This window comes from Polaribacter sp. KT 15, assembly GCF_900143115.1.
In the GTDB taxonomy this organism is placed as follows: domain Bacteria; phylum Bacteroidota; class Bacteroidia; order Flavobacteriales; family Flavobacteriaceae; genus Polaribacter; species Polaribacter marinaquae.
On the sequence record NZ_LT670850.1, the window covers coordinates 2316212 to 2334174 of the forward strand.

19 protein-coding genes and 1 pseudogene are annotated in these 17963 nt (G+C 30.0%); 11 read left to right on the plus strand and 9 right to left on the minus strand.

The genetic code is table 11. The features are described from left to right. The first annotated feature begins 13 nt into the window (after positions 1 to 13). Positions 14 to 1176, plus strand: a pseudogene (locus B5464_RS10440) (sigma-54-dependent transcriptional regulator). Here B5464_RS10440 and B5464_RS10445 read toward each other — a convergent pair. Together B5464_RS10445 and katG are read right to left on the minus strand one after the other, a co-directional pair. Beyond that, a complete protein-coding gene (locus tag B5464_RS10445) occupies positions 1154 to 1654 on the minus strand; it encodes an ankyrin repeat domain-containing protein (RefSeq protein ID WP_079738312.1) in 501 nt (166 codons plus the stop codon). The pseudogene B5464_RS10440 and the gene B5464_RS10445 sit on opposite strands and share 23 nt — an antisense overlap. Before the next feature lie 63 nt (positions 1655 to 1717). Further along, entirely contained in the window at positions 1718 to 3949 is a 2232-nt protein-coding gene (gene katG, locus B5464_RS10450) for a catalase/peroxidase HPI (RefSeq protein ID WP_079738313.1), read from the minus strand. A gap of 294 nt (positions 3950 to 4243) precedes the next feature. Here katG and B5464_RS10455 point away from each other — a divergent pair, with 294 nt between their 5' ends. The 3 genes from B5464_RS10455 to B5464_RS10465 all read left to right on the plus strand — a co-directional run bounded on the left by B5464_RS10455 (position 4244) and on the right by B5464_RS10465 (position 5519). Continuing rightward, entirely contained in the window at positions 4244 to 4885 is a 642-nt protein-coding gene (locus B5464_RS10455) for a peroxiredoxin (protein WP_077808670.1), read from the plus strand. A 65-nt stretch (positions 4886 to 4950) separates the two neighbouring features. Then, a complete protein-coding gene (locus B5464_RS10460) occupies positions 4951 to 5259 on the plus strand; it encodes a co-chaperone YbbN (protein WP_077808671.1) in 309 nt (102 codons plus the stop codon). A 2-nt stretch (positions 5260 to 5261) separates the two neighbouring features. Next, a complete protein-coding gene (locus B5464_RS10465) occupies positions 5262 to 5519 on the plus strand; it encodes a hypothetical protein (RefSeq protein WP_077808672.1) in 258 nt (85 codons plus the stop codon). A gap of 42 nt (positions 5520 to 5561) precedes the next feature. Here the strand turns inward: B5464_RS10465 and B5464_RS10470 are convergent, their stop codons facing one another. Both B5464_RS10470 and B5464_RS14460 read right to left on the minus strand, forming a co-directional pair. Next, a complete protein-coding gene (locus B5464_RS10470; protein WP_079738314.1) occupies positions 5562 to 6338 on the minus strand; it encodes an SGNH/GDSL hydrolase family protein in 777 nt (258 codons plus the stop codon). After that, positions 6328 to 6489, minus strand: coding sequence for a hypothetical protein (locus tag B5464_RS14460; RefSeq protein ID WP_172830879.1), 162 nt, complete (start codon positions 6487 to 6489; stop codon positions 6328 to 6330). Before B5464_RS14460 ends, B5464_RS10470 begins: the two co-directional genes overlap by 11 nt. A 95-nt stretch (positions 6490 to 6584) precedes the next feature. Between B5464_RS14460 and B5464_RS10475 the strand changes: the two genes are divergently transcribed. The 4 genes from B5464_RS10475 to B5464_RS10490 all read left to right on the plus strand — a co-directional run bounded on the left by B5464_RS10475 (position 6585) and on the right by B5464_RS10490 (position 11236). Further along, positions 6585 to 7508, plus strand: coding sequence for a DUF368 domain-containing protein (locus B5464_RS10475; RefSeq protein ID WP_079738315.1), 924 nt, complete (start codon positions 6585 to 6587; stop codon positions 7506 to 7508). After that, on the plus strand, positions 7508 to 8515 hold the full coding sequence (locus tag B5464_RS10480; protein ID WP_079738316.1) for a DUF368 domain-containing protein: 1008 nt from the start codon (positions 7508 to 7510) through the stop codon (positions 8513 to 8515). The genes B5464_RS10475 and B5464_RS10480 overlap by 1 nt, the downstream gene beginning before the upstream one ends. Further along, positions 8496 to 9254, plus strand: coding sequence for a shikimate dehydrogenase (locus B5464_RS10485; RefSeq protein WP_079738317.1), 759 nt, complete (start codon positions 8496 to 8498; stop codon positions 9252 to 9254). The genes B5464_RS10480 and B5464_RS10485 overlap by 20 nt, the downstream gene beginning before the upstream one ends. Positions 9255 to 9352: 98 nt before the next feature. Then, positions 9353 to 11236, plus strand: coding sequence for a DUF349 domain-containing protein (locus B5464_RS10490; RefSeq protein ID WP_079738318.1), 1884 nt, complete (start codon positions 9353 to 9355; stop codon positions 11234 to 11236). 71 nt (positions 11237 to 11307) lie between these two features. Here the strand turns inward: B5464_RS10490 and B5464_RS10495 are convergent, their stop codons facing one another. Continuing rightward, a complete protein-coding gene (locus B5464_RS10495; protein ID WP_077808678.1) occupies positions 11308 to 12081 on the minus strand; it encodes a zinc ribbon domain-containing protein in 774 nt (257 codons plus the stop codon). Positions 12082 to 12083: 2 nt separating this feature from the next. Then, entirely contained in the window at positions 12084 to 13178 is a 1095-nt protein-coding gene (locus tag B5464_RS10500) for a Nif3-like dinuclear metal center hexameric protein (RefSeq protein ID WP_079738319.1), read from the minus strand. A 53-nt stretch (positions 13179 to 13231) separates the two neighbouring features. On the opposite strand from B5464_RS10500, the gene lpxK reads away from it, so the two are divergent. From lpxK to B5464_RS10515, 3 genes are read left to right on the plus strand one after another with little or no spacing between them, the layout of a single operon-like run. Continuing rightward, entirely contained in the window at positions 13232 to 14254 is a 1023-nt protein-coding gene (lpxK, locus tag B5464_RS10505) for a tetraacyldisaccharide 4'-kinase (RefSeq protein ID WP_079738320.1), read from the plus strand. A 40-nt stretch (positions 14255 to 14294) separates the two neighbouring features. Continuing rightward, a complete protein-coding gene (locus tag B5464_RS10510) occupies positions 14295 to 14798 on the plus strand; it encodes a thioredoxin family protein (RefSeq protein WP_079738321.1) in 504 nt (167 codons plus the stop codon). A 46-nt stretch (positions 14799 to 14844) separates the two neighbouring features. Next, the gene (locus tag B5464_RS10515) at positions 14845 to 15246 is read left to right on the plus strand and encodes a hypothetical protein (protein ID WP_079738322.1); all 402 of its coding nucleotides are present in this window, start codon (positions 14845 to 14847) and stop codon (positions 15244 to 15246) included. Positions 15247 to 15313: 67 nt separating this feature from the next. Here the strand turns inward: B5464_RS10515 and B5464_RS10520 are convergent, their stop codons facing one another. The 3 genes from B5464_RS10520 to B5464_RS10530 all read right to left on the minus strand — a co-directional run bounded on the left by B5464_RS10520 (position 15314) and on the right by B5464_RS10530 (position 17930). Continuing rightward, positions 15314 to 16414: an OmpA family protein gene (locus tag B5464_RS10520; RefSeq protein WP_079738323.1), complete on the minus strand. Its 1101-nt coding sequence runs from the start codon at positions 16412 to 16414 to the stop codon at positions 15314 to 15316. 118 nt (positions 16415 to 16532) lie between these two features. Beyond that, complete coding sequence (locus tag B5464_RS10525; protein WP_079738324.1) at positions 16533 to 17435, minus strand: Ppx/GppA phosphatase family protein; 903 nt, start codon at positions 17433 to 17435, stop codon at positions 16533 to 16535. 6 nt (positions 17436 to 17441) lie between these two features. Beyond that, on the minus strand, positions 17442 to 17930 hold the full coding sequence (locus tag B5464_RS10530; RefSeq protein ID WP_077808685.1) for a histidine phosphatase family protein: 489 nt from the start codon (positions 17928 to 17930) through the stop codon (positions 17442 to 17444). Positions 17931 to 17963 lie beyond the last annotated feature (33 nt).

A 17963-nucleotide genomic window follows, 5' to 3' on the forward strand; every position in this document is an offset into this window, starting at 1 on the left:
CAAATAAAAATTTATGAGCAAGATATTAATTATCGAAGACGAAGCAGCAATTAGAAGAGTTTTGAAAAAAATTATTTCTGAAGAAAATGATGCATATAATGTTGAAGAAGCAGAAGATGGTTTGTTGGGTATAGAGATGATAAAAAATAACGATTACGATTTGGTTTTATGCGATATTAAAATGCCTAAAATGGATGGTGTTGAGGTGTTAGAAAAAGCAAAAAAAATAAAACCAGAAATACCAATTGTGATGATTTCTGGTCACGGAGACCTTGATACCGCAGTAAATACAATGCGTTTAGGTGCTTTCGATTATATTTCTAAGCCGCCAGATTTAAACAGGTTGTTAAATACAGTTAGAAATGCTTTGGATAAAAAGGTTTTAATTGTTGAAAACAAAAGACTGAAGAAAAAAGTCAGCAAAAACTATGAAATGATAGGAGAAAGTGATGCGATTTCTCATATTAAAGAAATTATAGAAAAAGTTGCGGCAACAGATGCAAGAGTTTTAATAACTGGGCCAAACGGAACAGGAAAAGAATTGGTAGCACATTGGTTACACGAAAAATCAGATAGAGTTAAAGCGCCAATGATTGAAGTAAATTGTGCAGCAATACCTTCTGAGTTAATAGAAAGTGAATTATTTGGGCATGTAAAAGGATCTTTCACCGGTGCAAATAAAGATAGAGCTGGTAAGTTTGAAGCAGCAAATGGCGGAACCATATTTTTAGATGAGATAGGAGATATGAGCTTGTCTGCGCAAGCAAAAGTGTTAAGAGCTTTACAGGAAAATAAAATTCAGAGAGTTGGTTCTGATAAAGACATCAAAGTAAATGTAAGAATTGTTGCAGCTACTAATAAAAATTTAAAAGAAGAAATTGCACAAGGAAGATTTAGGGAAGATTTGTACCATAGATTGGCTGTAATTTTAATTAAAGTACCTGCTTTAAATGATAGAAGAGAAGATATACCTTTATTAGTAGAGTTTTTTGCTAATAAAATTTCTAAAGAACAAGGTTCAACTAAAAAAGAATTTTCTAAAGATGCTATTGCACTTTTACAAGAATATGATTGGACAGGAAATATAAGGGACTTAGAAATGTTGTAGAAAGATTGTTGATTTTAGGAGAGAAAGAAGTGTCTGCAAACGATATTAAATTGTTTGCAAACAAGTAGATTTTTTATTTTCTAGCAACGTAATAATCGCATCAAAGCTTTTAATTTTTGCATGTTCTAAAGCAGTTTTACCTTCAACATCTTTTAAGTTGAAATCTGCATTTTTGTTAAGTAAAAATTCAACCATTTTTTCTTGATTGTAAATTGTTGCAAAAATTAAAGCTGAATAACCTTGGTTGTTCTGCATGTTAATATTTGCATTGTTTTTAAGTAGCAATTCTGCAATTTCTACATTGCCTTTAAATGCTACACCTAACAAAGCAGTATTTCCTTTCGCATCTTGATGGTTTACATTTGCGTTATGCTTAAGTAAGGTTTCTGCAATTTCTTTTTTATCAAAATAAGTTGCAAAAACTAAAGGACTAAAACCTCTTTTGTCTTTTGAATTCGCTAGGTTAGGAAATTTTCTTAACAAAGTTTCAATCATATTGATATTCATAGATTGAATTGCGTTAAAAAAGGTATTTAAAATATTCATAATTTAAAAGTTTAAAAAAAAGGATAGGTTTTGCAAAACCTATCCTTTTTAGATTTATATAGATTATTTTACATCAAATCTGTCTAAGTTCATCACTTTAGTCCAAGCGGCAATAAAGTCTTTTACAAAACGATCTTGACCGTCGTTTGCACCATAAACTTCAGCAATTGCTCTAAGTTCAGTATTAGATCCAAAAATTAAATCAGCTCTCGTACCTTTATATTTCACTTCTCCGGTATTTCTATTACTTCCTTCAAAATATCTATCGTCTTCAGAAGTTGCTTTCCAAGTATAAGTAAAATCTAAAATATTTTTAAAGAAATCGTTCGTTAAAGTCCCAACATTGTCTGTGAAAACTCCGTAATCAGAACCATCATAATTAGCTCCTAAAACTCTTAATCCACCAACTAAAACAGTTAATTCTGGTACAGAAAGTGTTAATAAATTAGCTTTGTCGATTAATAAATCTTCTGCAGCAATTGCTAAATCTTTTTTAATGTAATTTCTAAAACCATCAGCTAATGGCTCTAAATATCCAAATTGCTCTACATCAGTTTGTTCTTGGTTAGCATCGCCACGACCTTGAATAAAAGCAACAGTTTCATTATAACCAGCATTTTTTAATGCTTTTTCTAGACCAACATTTCCTCCTAAAACAATTAGATCAGCTAAAGAAACTTCACCTTCAAACTTGTTTTTTACATCTTCTAAAGCTTCTAGAACTTTCGCCAATTCTTTTGGATTGTTAACTTCCCAGCTACGTTGAGGTTCTAAAGCAATTCTAGCTCCGTTTGCACCACCTCTATTGTCAGAGCCTCTAAAACTTGATGCAGAAGCCCAAGCTGTAGTTACTAATTGCGATATTGTTAAACCGCTATCAATAATCATAACCTTTAAATTCGCAATATCAGCATCACTTAATGTATAGTTTACTGCAGGAACTGGATCTTGCCATAACAATTCTTCTTGCGGAACTTCTGGACCTAAGTAACGAGAAGTAGGTCCTAAATCACGATGAGTTAATTTGTACCAAGCACGTGCAAATGCATCTTCGAATGCTTTATGATCTGCATGAAATTTTTTAGAAATTTCTAAATATTTAGGATCTACTTTTAATGCAATATCAGCAGTAGTCATCATTAAATCTTGTCTGCCATTTGCGTCACCAGCTTTTGGTGCCATTTTAGCATTTGAAGCCGCGGTTGGTTTCCATTGATGTGCGCCAGCAGGACTTTTTGTTAATTCCCAATCGTAATTTAATAATACATCAAAATAATCTGCATCCCAACGAGTAGGATTTGGAGTCCAAGCACCTTCAATACCACTTGTAATTGTATCATCTAAAACACCGGTACCAAAACTGTTTTTCCAACCTGTACTCATTTCTTCTATTGAAGCACCATGAGGTTCTTTACCAACATATTTATTAGGATCTGCAGCACCGTGTGCTTTTCCAAAAGTATGTCCACCAGCAACTAAAGCAACAGTTTCTTCATCGTTCATTGCCATTCTACCAAAAGTTTCTCTAACATTTTGAGCAGAACCCATCGGATCTGGATTTCCGTTTGGTCCTTCTGGATTTACATAAATCCAACCCATCATAACTGCCGCTAAAGGATCTTCTAATTCGCCATCGTCATATCTTTCCTCATTCGCTCCCCATTCAGTTTCACTTCCCCAATAAATATCTTGCTCAGGTTCCCAAACATCTTCACGACCTCCTGCAAAACCAAAAGTTGGAAATCCCATTGACTCTAAAGCGCAGTTTCCTGCTAAAATCATTAAATCTGCCCAAGATATTTTGTTACCATATTTTTGTTTAATTGGCCATAATAACAACCTTGCTTTATCTAAGTTACCATTATCTGGCCAACTGTTAATTGGTGCAAAACGTTGGTTTCCTGCTCCTGCGCCTCCTCGTCCGTCACCAACTCTATATGTACCAGCACTATGCCACGCCATACGTATCATCAATCCTCCGTAATGTCCATAATCTGCAGGCCACCAATCTTGAGAATCTGTCATAAATTCTTTTAAATCTTTTTTGATGGCATCATAATCTAAACTTTTAAAAGCTTCTGCATAATCAAAATCATCTCCCATTGGGTTCGATTTTCCTGCGTTTTGACGTAAAATATTTAATTTTAATTCGTTTGGCCACCAATCTCGGTTTTTAACACCTTGACCAGATGTTTGTTTTGTAGTTCCGTTTAAAAAAGGGCAATTAGCTGCACTTTCATTTAAATCGAAATTATCTCCGTGTGGTTGACTATTAGCGTGAGGATTGTTTTTCATCTTTTATAATATTTAATTTGACAATGCAAACCTACAGGTTTTTTATGGATAATTATTATCTATAGTTTTTATTTTAAAATAACTAAAAACTATTACAAATGTTTTCTCTTTAAATTTACAAATTTTTAATTAAAATAATTCGAATAATTTTAGTCTATTTTTTTTATTGATTTTGATAAATTTAATTTATAGTATAATAAAAACTTAACATTAAATTCTTACAAATAATCTATACTCATTAATATCTTTGTGGTCTCAAATAACGAATTAATAATTACTTAAAACTTATAAAAAATGGCAACAGCAGTTGGTAAAAAATTTCCAGATTTAAATGTAGACGCAATGAACGAAATGGGAGATACGTTCAAAATTAATGTTTTAGAAGAAGCAAAAAATAAGAACAAGAAAGTATTATTATTTTGGTATCCTAAAGATTTTACATTTGTGTGTCCTACAGAATTACATGCTTTTCAAGAAGCTTTAGCTGAATTTGAAAAAAGAAATACTATTGTAATTGGTGCATCTTGTGATACACCAGAAGTACATTTTGCATGGTTAAATACTTCTAAAGACAATGGTGGTATCGAAGGTGTAACTTACCCAATTTTAGCAGATAGCAACAGAAACTTATCTTCTATTTTAGGTATTTTAGATATTTCTAATGAAACTTTTGACGAAGCTACTCAAACAATACAAGTAGAAGGAGATAATGTAACTTATAGAGCTACTTATTTAATTGATGAGGAAGGTACAGTTTTTCATGAAGGAATAAACCACATGCCAGTTGGTAGAAATGTAAACGAATTTTTACGTTTAATTGATGCTTACGCTCACGTTCAGAAAAACGGAGAAGTTTGTCCAGCAAACTGGGAAGAAGGTAAAGAAGCAATGTCTCCTAACGCAAAAGGAACTGCAGAATATTTAGCTTCTCACTAATAAATAATTGATAATATTCGTGTTTAGAAGTTTTCTAAACACGAATATTTTAAAAAACTACAACTATGTTACAAGAATTAACAGAAGACAATTTACAAGAAATTGTTAATAATAATGATAAGGTAATTGTGCAATATTCTGCTACTTGGTGCGGTAATTGCAGAATAATGAAGCCAAAGTTTAAAAAATTAGCTTCAGAAAATGAAAACGTTGCTTTTGTAATTGCAGATGCAGAAAAATTTCCAGAAAGTAGAAAATTAGCAGATGTTAGTAATTTGCCAACTTTTGCAACTTTTGAAAGTGGAAGTTTTAAAAATCAAGCGCAAACAAATAAGTTTGATGTTTTAAAAGACTTAGCAAGCGAAATTATTTAATTATGAAGTTACCTGTAATTAAACACCTAACAAATTTTATCGAAGAAAACGATCAAGATTATGTTTTAGAAACCATAGAAACTTTAGAGGCTTTAACAGAAGTTCCTTCTTTAAAAGATGAAGAATTAGATGTTATCGGCGAGTTGATTTCTAATATGTACGGAGCTATCGAAGTTGATAAAATGGTTAAAGATGGCGCTCCTAAAAAAGAGGCCTTAAACACTTTTATGAAGCGAGTATTAGGCTCAATAGATAAATAATCTATTTACAAAACAGACCTTAAGTAAAAGCTTGAGGTTTTTTTATGCCTTAAATTTAGAACTTATAAATGTTGCCATTTCTTTAGCCCATATTTTATAAGTTAATTCTGATGGATGAACGCCATCGCTAAAATAAAGACTTGAATTTTTATGAGACAAATTGTTTCTTTTACTCCAGTTTTTTAGCGTGATAACTTCATCATAATAAAAAATATTTTTTTTAGATTTAAGGTAATTCTTCAGTTCAGATCCCAAAATCTCAACTAAATTTCCAATTACAAATTTTATTGTTTTTGTAAATGCCGGAAACTCTTTAATAGGTGGCATGTTTGTAAAGTAAATAGGTGTCTCAGGAAACTTTTTTTGAATAGAATTAATTAAATTTTCGATATCTTTTAACCATTTCTTTGGAGAATTTAAGGTAAAAGCATCATTTCCGCCCATTCCGATAACAATTATATCGACTTTAGTCTCCTCAATTTTAGGTATTATTTTGGTAGTAACTTTCGCTACAGTATATCCGCTTCTTGCATACACACGCCAATGTATATTTTTTTGTAATTTAGTAGAAAGCGTTGTTGCCAAAGCGCCGGTAAATCCGTTTTTATGATAATCTACACCAACACCTGCAATTGTGCTTTCTCCGATAGTAAGAATGTGTAAATCCGAAGAGAAATTATTATTTACAAAACCTATAGTTTCTTTTGCTTCTGGTAATGTTGGTACATTTTTTCTAATATTTTTTCCTTGAAAATATAGCAAAGGTAAGAGGGGTAAAGAAGTAACTACGCCTAAATTATATTTTAAACTATGCTTCATTATTTTTGGCTTCGTTTGCTTTTTTAATAATTGCTTTTAAACGTTCTTTATGTAACTGTTTTTCTAACTTTACTTTGTTAATTTTTCTATTCATTAACTTAGTATGTTTAGCTTTATTAGCAGTGTTTTTTTCTTTTCCTTTCTTGGGCATTTTTCTATGTCAATAAAAAGTTACAAATAAAATAAAGGTTCTATTTTCTCTTTAAATTCTATTATCTTCGTTTTTTACAAAAATAACAAAATAAAATGGGAAGAGGTATAAAAGACTATTTAGTCATAGGTTTAAAAGGAATGGCAATGGGTGCTGCAGATGTTGTACCTGGTGTTTCTGGAGGAACAATTGCATTTATTTCTGGAATTTATGAAGAGCTTTTAGGCTCTATTGCTAATGTGAATTTAGGCTTGTTAAAAACTTTAAAATCAGACGGAATTAAAGCTGCCTGGAAACAAGTAAACGGCTCTTTTCTATTAGCTCTTTTTATCGGAATTTTTATAAGTATAATTTCTTTAGCCAAAACAATAAAGTGGTTGTTAGAAAATGAGCCAGTTTTATTATGGTCTTTTTTCTTCGGATTAGTTTTAGCAAGTATTATTTACATTGGTAAACAAATCACAAAATGGAATTTTATAACCTATACAATTTTAATTGTAGGTGCTTTTGTAGCATATTTTATTACAACGCTTAATCCGTTAGTTACAGAAAGTTCTTCTTTGTTATTTATGTTTTTGGCAGGCGCAATTGCAATTTGTGCAATGATTTTACCAGGTGTTTCTGGTGCGTTTATTTTAGTTTTATTAGGTGCTTATAAACCAATTTTATCTGCCGTAAATGATAGAGATATTAAAACAATAGCGGCAGTTGGTTTGGGTGCAATTGTAGGTTTGCTATCTTTTTCTAAGATTTTAAAATGGATGTTTGCAAATTATAAAAATTACACATTAGCGGTATTAACAGGTTTTATAATTGGTTCTTTAAACAAGATTTGGCCTTGGAAAGAAACAATAACTACACGTATAAATTCTCACGGAATAGAAGTGCCATTAAAACAAGTTAGTATTTCTCCGAATTCTTTTGATGGCGATCCGAAATTATTAATGGCAGTAGTTTTAGCAATAGTTGGTTTTGTGCTTATTTTATTAATGGAAAAATTAGCGGTTAAAAAAGCATAATGCAGGTCGAAAGAACTTTCTTACAAAAGTTGTATCTTTTTTTAAAAGGTTTGGCAATGGGTGCTGCAAATAAAGTGCCTGGTGTTTCTGGAGGAACAGTTTCTTTTGTGTTTGGGTTTTATGAAGAGTTAATTCAGTCTTTTAGAAAAGTAAACATTACAGCGCTTAAATTATTAATTAGCGGTAGGTTTTCGAGTTTTTATACATACGTCAACGGTCAGTTTTTATTACTGATAATGGGTGGAAGTATTTTTAGCTACTTTAGTATTTCATTGGTCTTAGATTATTTTTTAGAGCATTACGAGCTTTATGTTTGGAGCTGGTTTTTCGGAATGATAATCGGTTCTATTTATTATATAGGTAAAGACTTTGGAGAATGGAATCGTAAAAATATTATTTCGTTAATAATTGGTGCAAGTATAGGTTTAGGGATAAGTTTTTTAAAACCAGCAGGAGAAAATGACAATTTATGGTTTGTTTTTTTCTGCGGAATTATTGGTGTTTCTGGTATGACTTTACCCGGACTTTCGGGCTCTTTCATCTTAATTTTAATGGGTAATTACGTTTTACTTTTAGTAGATGCTGTTAACGAATTATTTTTTGTAGTAACCAATTTACTAATAGGTAATTTTGATGTTTTATCTGATCCAGAAAAAATAAGATACTTAAAAATAATATCAGTTTTTACTGCAGGTTCTGCTTTTGGACTGGTTTCTATAAGTCATGTTTTAGGATATGTTTTAAAAAGATATAATGCAATAGTTACAGCTGTTATAATAGGTTTTATAACAGGCTCTTTAGGTATTGTTTGGCCGTTTAAAAAAGCAGTTTATTTAGCTGTTGATAATAAGTATTTACTAGATAATAAAGGAAATAGAATCGTAGAAAACTACACTAGATTTGTGCCAGATTTTTCTTCATCAGAAACATGGTTCGCTATATTTTATATTATTTTAGGTATTGCATTAATTTTAATAATCGATTTTTATGGAAAAACAAAAAAATAAAGTTTTTGGTCTTTTAGGTAAAGATATTTCGTACTCTTTTTCTAGAGGTTATTTTGCTGATAAATTTAAAAAATTAGGTTTGTCTACTTATCATTATAAAAATTTTGATCTTCAAGATATAAAAGAACTGCCAGCAGTTATTAAAAATGAAGAATTTGTAAGTGGTATAAATGTTACAATTCCGTATAAAGAAGAAGTAATTAAATATTTAGACAAGTTAGATAAAACAGCAGAAGAAATAGGGGCAGTTAATACAATTAAATTTACTAAAAGAGGAAATTTAAAAGGTTATAACACAGATGTTGTTGGTTTTGAAAAATCAATTAAGCCTTTTCTTAAAAAGCATCATACTAAAGCTTTAATTTTAGGAACTGGCGGTGCATCAAAAGCAATTGCCTATGCTTTAAAGAAAAATGATATCAAATTTAAATTCGTTTCTAGAAATCCTTCAGGAAAAAAAGAAGTTTCTTACAGTGATTTATCCGAAGAAATAATAAAAGATTTTACGGTAATAATTAATTGTACACCACTTGGTACTTCGCCAAATACTCATTTATGTCCAAATATTCCGTATCAATATTTAACTGAAAAGCACTTGTTATTCGATTTAATTTATAATCCAGAAATATCTAGTTTTTTATCAAAAGGAAAAGAGAAAGGTGCGGCAATTAAAAATGGTTATGAAATGCTAGAATTGCAAGCAGAAGAATCTTGGCGCATCTGGAACGAAAACAAATAGTATATTTTAACCGAACATTTTGTATAACTAGTAAGTTGTACTTATATTTATAAACTATAATAATAGTGTATTATTAAACGAACTTAAACATTGTAGATATGTTAGATAACAATAATGATAACGAGGATAAGAAAGTAGAAGTAGTTAATGAGACTTCTAATCTAGAACAAAAAAATACAGAGGCTTCATCAGCAGAAGATGATGCAATTTTAAAAGCTGTAGAAGAAGTAGAGAATTCTGTAGCAGAAAAGGCAGAAGATTCAGAAGAATCTGTAGTTAAAGAAGAAAAAGATTATACGATTCTTTCTTTAGAAGAACTTGTTAAAGAGTTACAAGATACATTATCTAACAATCCTGTAAATAAAATTAAAAACGAAGTTGAAAGTATTAAAACGGCTTTTAATGCAAAATTTGGAGCATTATTAGCAGATAAGAAGAAAACTTTTTTAGATGAAGGCGGTAACTCTATCGATTTTCAATTTTCGAGTCCTGTAAAAGGAGAGTATAATAGCTTATTGTCTGAATATAAAAAGCAAAGAGATGCACATTATAATGCTTTAGAAAAGCAAATGAATGCTAACTTAGCTAAAAGAGAAGAGGTTATTGAAGGTTTAAAAAATCTTATCGAAAATGCCGACTCTAAAACTATGTATAATGAGTTTAGAGCTTTACAAGATACTTGGCGTTCTATTGGGCCAGTTTCTAAAAATAGATACAACGATACTTGGAAAACATACCATCATCATGTAGAGCGTTTTTATGATTTATTACATTTAAGTAATGATTTTAGAGATTTAGATTTTAAAAATAATTTAGAAGAAAAATTAAAAATAGTAGCTAAGGCAGAAGAATTAGCAAATTCTAATGATGTTAATACAGCTTTTAAAGAGTTGCAAGAGCTTCATAAAATATGGAAAGAAGACATTGGGCCAGTTGCAAAAGAAGTAAGAGAAGAGGTTTGGCAAAAGTTTAGTGCTGCTACTAAAAAAATTCACGATAAGCGTCATGAATACTTTCGTGATATGAAATCGAAATACCAAGAAATTATTAATCAGAAATTATTAGTAATAGAAAGGTTAGATGCTTATGATGCTTCTGGTAATAAAACCCATAAAGATTGGCAAAACAGTATTAACGATATAGAGAAGTTAAGACAAGAGTATTTTAATGCTGGTAAATTACCGTATGCTAAGAGTGAAGAAGTTTGGCAGAAATTTAAAGCTGCTACAAAAAAGTTTAATAGCTCTAAAAATCAATTCTATAAAGAGGAAAAGAAAGAACAACAAGATAATTTAAAGAAAAAATTAGCTTTAATCGAAGTTGCAGAATCTTTAAAAGATAGTGAAGATTGGGCAGTGGCAACAGATACTTTAAAGAAAATTCAGTCTGATTGGAAAAAAATAGGTCATGTACCTAGAAAGTTTTCTGATGATATTTGGAATAAGTTTAAAACAGCTTGTAACACATATTTTGATAGATTTCATAAGCATAAAAATTCTGTTAGTGAAGAGCAACAAGAAGTTGTAAACGCTAAAAAAGAATTTTTAGAGTCTTTAAAAGAAGACAAAGAACATACTAAAGAAAGTGTTTTAGATGCCATACAAGCTTGGAAAGATTTAGGTGCTTTGCCAAGAAATGTAAGACATTTAGAAGGTAAGTTTAACAAGCAAATAGATAAATTATTAGAGAGTTTATCTTTAGATAAAAAAGAAGTTGCTATGTTAAAATTTACAAATGTTGTAGATGGTTTTATGGCTAATAATGACTTTAGAAAATTAGATTCTGAACAATTGTTTGTTAGAAAAAAGATTGATGAAGTAGTAAGAGAAATGCAGCAACTAGAAAATAATTTAGGATTCTTTTCGAATGCGAAAGATGATAATCCTTTAGTAATAAATGTAAAAAATAGAATCGAAGAGTTTAAAGAAGACTTGGCTATCTGGAAAGAAAAATTAAATTACATTAAAAAGCTAGATTACTAGTATAATGTATTCTGTAAAATAAAAAAACTCGAAGCTAAGCTTCGAGTTTTTTTATGATATTAATTTGATGATTAAGAAAATAATTTATCCATTTTCTCTTTCTCTTCGTTTGCTAATGCAGCATCAACTAAGATACGTCCACTATGCTCATCAATTGTAATTTTCTTTCTGTTTGCAATTTCTAATTGCACTTGTGGTGGTATTGTAAAGTAAGAACCTCCAGAAGCACCTCTTTCTATAGCTACAACTGCTAAACCATTTTTTACTTTATTTCTAATTCTTGTGTATGCAGAAAATAAGTGCGCATCTAAAGATTTAGAAAACTCTTCAGATTTTTCACCTAAAAGTTTTTCTTCTTTCTCAGTTTCTTTTAAGATAGCATCTAATTCTGCCTTTTTATGGCTTAAGTGCTTTTCTTGTTTTGCTAACTTTTCTTTAGTAGCGTCGATTACTTCATTTTTCTGAGCAATTTTAGCCTTGTATTCATTAATTCTTTTTTCTGCTAATTGAATTTCTAAATCTTGAAACTCAATTTCTTTAGATAAAGAATCAAACTCTCTGTTATTTCTAACATTTTTTTGCTGCTCTTCATATTTAGACATCAATGCTTTAGAATCTTCTATAGCTTGTTTCTTGTTGTTGATTTCTGTTTCTAAATTAGAAGCATCTTCTGCTAAGTTAGAAATACGCTTATTCAATCCGGCAACTTCATCTTCTAAATCTTCAACTTCTAAAGGCAATTCACCTCTTACGTTTCTAATTTCGTCAATTCTAGAGTCTATTAATTGTAAGTCATACAATGCTCTTAATTTTTGCTCTACTGAAATTTCTTTCTTCTTTGCCATGTTTATATGTAATAAATTGGATTTGTACTTTTTTCTGATAAAACGATTGCAAAATTACTAAATTTTTTCGTAAGATAGTCAACCAAAAGGTTTTTTGTAAACTGTTCGCTCTCATAATGACCAATATCTGCCAATAAAATGCTTTTTTCAGCTTTAAAAAACTCATGATATTTAAAATCTGCGCTTACATAAGCATCTGCACCAGCTCTTTTGGCATTAGAAATAGCAAAACTACCCGATCCGCCTAGTACTGCAACTGTTTTTATTTTTTTATGAATCAATTCAGAATGTCTAACACATGCTGTTTTCATTTTATCCTTTAAATATACTAAAAATTCTTTTTCATCCATAGCGCTTGGTAATTCGCCAATCATTCCCATTCCTATGTTTTGATGTGTATTCTCTAAAGTAATTATTTCATAAGCAACTTCTTCATACGGATGCTTATTTTTTAAAGTATTTAAAAGAGCATATTCATTTTTACTTTCAAAAAGAATACTTATTTGAGTTTCATTTTCAGAATGTCTTTTGCCTTTTTCTCCAAGAACAGGATTTGAGTTTTCATTGCCCATAAAAGTTCCGATACCGTTTACGCTAAAAGAACATTCGCTATAATTACCAATATTTCCTGCGCCGGCATCAAAAAGGTGTTTTTGCAATTCTTTTGCATCTTTAACAGGTACAAAAGTTGTTAGTTTTTTTATAATTCCTTTTTTCGGAATTAATATTTTCTGATTTTCTAATCCTAAAACTTCACACATTTTTGCAGACACTCCGTTATTAGAATTGTCTAAAGCTGTATGAGTTGCATAAATTGCGATATCATTCTTTATCGCTTTTAAAACAACTTTTTCTACGTAAGAATTCCCGTTAAGTTTTTTTAAGCCACCAAAAATTATAGGATGAAAACTAATAATTAAATTACAGTTCTTAGCAATTGCTTCGTCTACAGTTTCTTCTAAAGTGTCTAAGGTAACTAAAACACCGCTTACTTCTGTATTGTAATTGCCAACAAGTAAGCCAACATTATCAAAATCTTCAGCATAATTTAAAGGAGCCAATTCTTCTAAATAATTTGTTACTTCTTTTATCTTCATTTGGTGCTTTTTTCTAAAATCAAAGTTAACATTTTTAATGTATTTTTACCACAATGAAAGTACTTAGATTTTTTCTATTTCCGTTTGCTATTTTATACGATTTTGTAACAAAAATTCGAAATTTATTTTTTGATGTTGGCGTGTTTAAAGAAACAAGTTTTAAAACGCCAATAATTGTTGTTGGTAATTTAAGTGTTGGCGGTACAGGTAAAACTCCGCAGATAGAATATCTTATTAGATTACTGCAAAATCGATACAAAACAGCGGTTTTAAGTCGAGGTTACAAAAGATTAACAAAAGGTTTTGTGTTGGTAAGAGACAATCATAATGCGATTGATGTTGGTGATGAACCGTTGCAATACTTTAAAAAGTTTAAAGCTATTTCGGTTGCTGTTGATGCAAATAGAGTAGCGGGAGTTACAAAATTGATAAACGAACAAAATGCAGAAGTTGTTCTTTTAGACGATGCTTTTCAGCATAGAAAAGTAAAAGGAAGTTTTAATATTTTGCTTACAAAGTTTAACGATTTGTTTGTAGATGATTTTTTGCTGCCTACAGGAAATTTGCGTGAAAGCAAAACAGGTGCAAAGAGAGCAGATGTAATATTGGTTACAAAATGCCCAAACGATTTAGATCAAGCATCAAAAGCGAAAGTTTTAAAAAAACTTAAAAAGTTTGATAAAGAAGTTTTTTTTACTACAATTTCTTACGGAAATAAAATTTTGGGTTCCAAAGAATTTTCTACTACTGATATTGCTAATTATGAAGTTTTACTGATAACCGGAATTGCAAACCCGAAACCTTTTTTAGAATTTTTATCAAACTTAAATGTCAATTTTAAGCATTTAGAGTTTGCAGATCATCATCATTTTAGTGAAAAAGAAATTAATGATATTAAAAATAATTTTGATAGCTTACCAAGTAATAAACTTCTTTTAACTACCGAAAAAGATTACGTGCGATTGCATGATAAATTAAGTGATTTATGTTATTTACCTATTGAAACATTGTTTTTAAATGATTCTAAAAATAAGTTTGATACCTTAATAAACAGTCATTTAAAAGAAAAAGTATAAATTTGGTATTATAATTGATATTTTAAATTAAAACCTTAGAATGAAAAAAATATTTTTATTACCGTTTGTAATATTATTTACAACGATTTTCTTTGCTCAAGAAGATATAGACGATTTACCTCTAGAAGATGTTGTGGAAAGTAAAATAGAACAACCATTGCCAACTGCAAATTGGGAGTCTTCTTATAAAGAGGCTTTAAATAAATCTAAAAAAGAAAAAAAACCTGTTTTAATTTATTTCACAGGTTCAGATTGGTGTGGACCATGTAAAGTTTTAGATAAAAAATTATTTCATTCAGAAAAATTTAAAAATATAGCTGACAAAGAGCTGATATTATATGAAGCTGATAATCCTAGGAATAAAGATTTGGTGGAAGCAAAAAGATTAAAAGAAACATATGATTTAATTCGTAAATATCACGTTAAATCATATCCTACGTTGGTTTTTGTAAATCACAGAGGTAGAATGATCGGTTATAAAAAAGGTTTAATTCTTACCGAATATTATTATCCTTTTATCAATTCTGTGATAGAGAACTACTAACGTATCTTAACTAAATTCTTATGAATTTTGCGATTTTGAATTTATAATGATTTCCTTTTTAAAGAATTTAAATAGTAAACCAAGAGGTCTTTTTATCATTGATGGTTTTGGCGCTTTAGTTTCTGCATTCTTTATAGGTTTTGTATTGGTAAAGTTTCAACCTTTTATAGGTTTATCTAAATCTACTTTATATTTTTTAGCTGTTTTTCCAACAATTTTAATCGTTTATAACGTTTACTGTTATTTTAAAAACCCTATTAAAATTCTAGTTTTTTTGAAGATAATAGCGTTTTTAAATTTATTTTATTGCTTCTTATCAATTGCAATAATTCTTTATAATTACAATTCAATTACAAAGTTAGGTTTGTTCTATTTTGGACTAGAAATAATGGTGTTATTATTGTTAATCCGTTTAGAGTTTTCTGTTGTCCATAAAATAAGTAATTAAAAAACGTATAATAACAAAAAAACCGAAGCATATTGCTTCGGTTTTAATATAGTACTAATACTATTAATTATTTTTGATTTACAACTCTAAAAGTTGTTCTTCTGTTTGCTCTGTGTTCTGCTTCTGTACAAGAAACTCCATCAGCACATCTGTTAGTTAATTTAGATTCACCAAGACCGTTACCAGTTAATTGGCTAGGATTAACACCTTTAGAGATTAAGTAGTTTGTAACTGCTTGTGCTCTTCTTTCAGATAAGTTTTGGTTGTTAGCTTTAGTTCCTCTAGAATCTGTATGAGACTCAATTGCAACAGCTACACCGTCTTTTAAAATAGGTAATAATCTTGCGTCGATAATTCTTTTAGCTGCACTAGTTAAAGTAGCACTTCCTAAATTCCAGTTAATTGGTAATGGAGTGTTGTTTACTAATTCACATTCAACTTCTTTCCAAGTAGTTAAACCACCTTTGTTAACTAAAACTTCTTTAGTTACAGTCTTGTATTTAGCAGCAACAGTTACTTCTTCTTGGTAAGCATCTTTTACTAAAACAATTTTCTTGATAGAACCATAAACAGCAGGTACATCGATAGTTTTAGTTGTAGGACCAGAAACCATTACTTTTTTAGTATATGTTTTTTCGTAACCAGGTACAACAGTTTTAGTTGTAGAAGCATCTGATTTTAATACAGTTTGAGATACAGTAACAAATTTTGCTGGAATTGGCTTATAACACCAGTATCTACAATCGTTAGGGTCACTAGATTCACAATCTGGTGCTTTTTCGCTCATTTCCCAAACAGCAGAAGCAGCTTTAGTTTCAATTACTTGAGAATCTGGACTAAAAGTAGCTTTAACAACTCTTAAGCTGTTTGCATCTTCTTTACCTGTATAAGTTACTGTTTTAGTTTCCCAAACACTTGGTACAACAACTAAACGTTGATCTGCTTCTTTAATTAAAACTCTTTCTGTAACAGTTTTGTATGTTGCAGGATAAGTAACTATCTTCTTGTAAGCAGGTGCTACCTCAATTGTTACATCTTCGTTTTTCCAAACTTCTGGAGTTTTACAACGTACATAACATTTTCCTGGTTCTGGGTTTGTTGGTAAATCTTGACCGAAAGCTACAGCTCCAATCATTAAGAAAAAACCACTAAGTAATACTTTTTTCATTGTAATTGTTTTAATATTAATGTTCTTTAGTTAAGACTCGTAATTTCTATAAAAGTCACAATAAAGGTACAAAATATTAATAAACGTTAAAGAAAAGTTAAAGAAAAGTTAATGAAATTTATGTTAAGGTATTGTTATGTAGACTCTTAATTATTCCGTCTGATAGACCAATTTTTGGTACATAAATTTTTCTTGCACCACTCCATTTCATGGCCGATAAGTAAATTTTGGTTGCAGGAATAATAACATCTGCTCTATCTGGATTTAAACTAAGCTCAGAAATTCTTTCATCATAACTCATGTTTTTTAAGAACTGATACTGAGCGTTTAAGTAAATAAAAGAAATTGGTTTACCTTCTGTTCTGCCAGACATTTTAAATAGTTTGTTGATGTTTCCACCAGAACCTATTAAAGAAATTCTTTTTAAATCTTTTGTGTTTTTCTTAATCCATTTTTCTACGTTGGCAAACATTTCTTTGTTTACAGATTTTTTATTATTTAATAAACGAACTGTCCCCATTTTAAATGATTTAGAATTTATAATTTTTCCTTTAGAAAAAACTGTAAATTCTGTACTTCCACCACCAACATCTACATATAAATAAGAATTATCTCCTTCTATTAACTCATTTAAATCTGTAGAAGAAATAATTGCGGCTTCTTCTTTACCGCCAATAATGTCAATTTTTACTCCGGTTTTGTTGAAAATTTCTTTCACTACAACTTCACCGTTAGAAGCTTCTCTCATGGCAGAGGTAGCACAAGCTTTGTACTTTTCTACACCATGAATATTCATCAGTAATTTAAAAGCCTCCATAGCATTAATCATTCTGCTAATATTTGCATCACTAATAATGCCTTCATTAACAAATACATCTGCACCCAATCGAATTGGAACACGTACCAAAGATGATTTTTTAAACTGAGGTTCTTTGTCATCAGAAATTATTACGTTCGAAATTAATAATCTAATTGCGTTGGAACCAATATCTATAGCTGCGAATTTTTTTATTTCTAACAAAGTACTTTATTTAAGATTTTTAGGAAATTCTACTAAAATTGTTTTACCTCTTCTAATATTTTTCCAGTGTTTTTCTTCAAATTGAATACCTATAACACCGCATGTTGTTACATGTGCAATAGGTCTATTTCCAAATTCATTAACAAAAGTATTTATACCATGATCGTGGCTAAATATAATTGCAGAATTAAAACCGTCGTCTAGTGCATTAACAGTTTTTACTAAATAACCATCGCTAAAACTGTAAAGTTGTCTTTTTATTTGAAGATTTGCATGCGGAAAACCAAAGTTTTCGCAAAAAATTACAGCAGTGTGTAATGCTCTGTTAGCACTACTTGTAATAAAAGCATCAGGTTTTTCAATTTTTTTCGTTAAAAATTTAGACATTAAATGAGCGTCTTTAATACCACGCTTTTTTAAGGGCCTATCAATATCTTCAATACCAGAGTATTCCCAAGAAGATTTTGCGTGTCTTACTATATAAAGTGTTTTCATTTAAATTTTAGTTGGTTATGGTAAATATAAAAA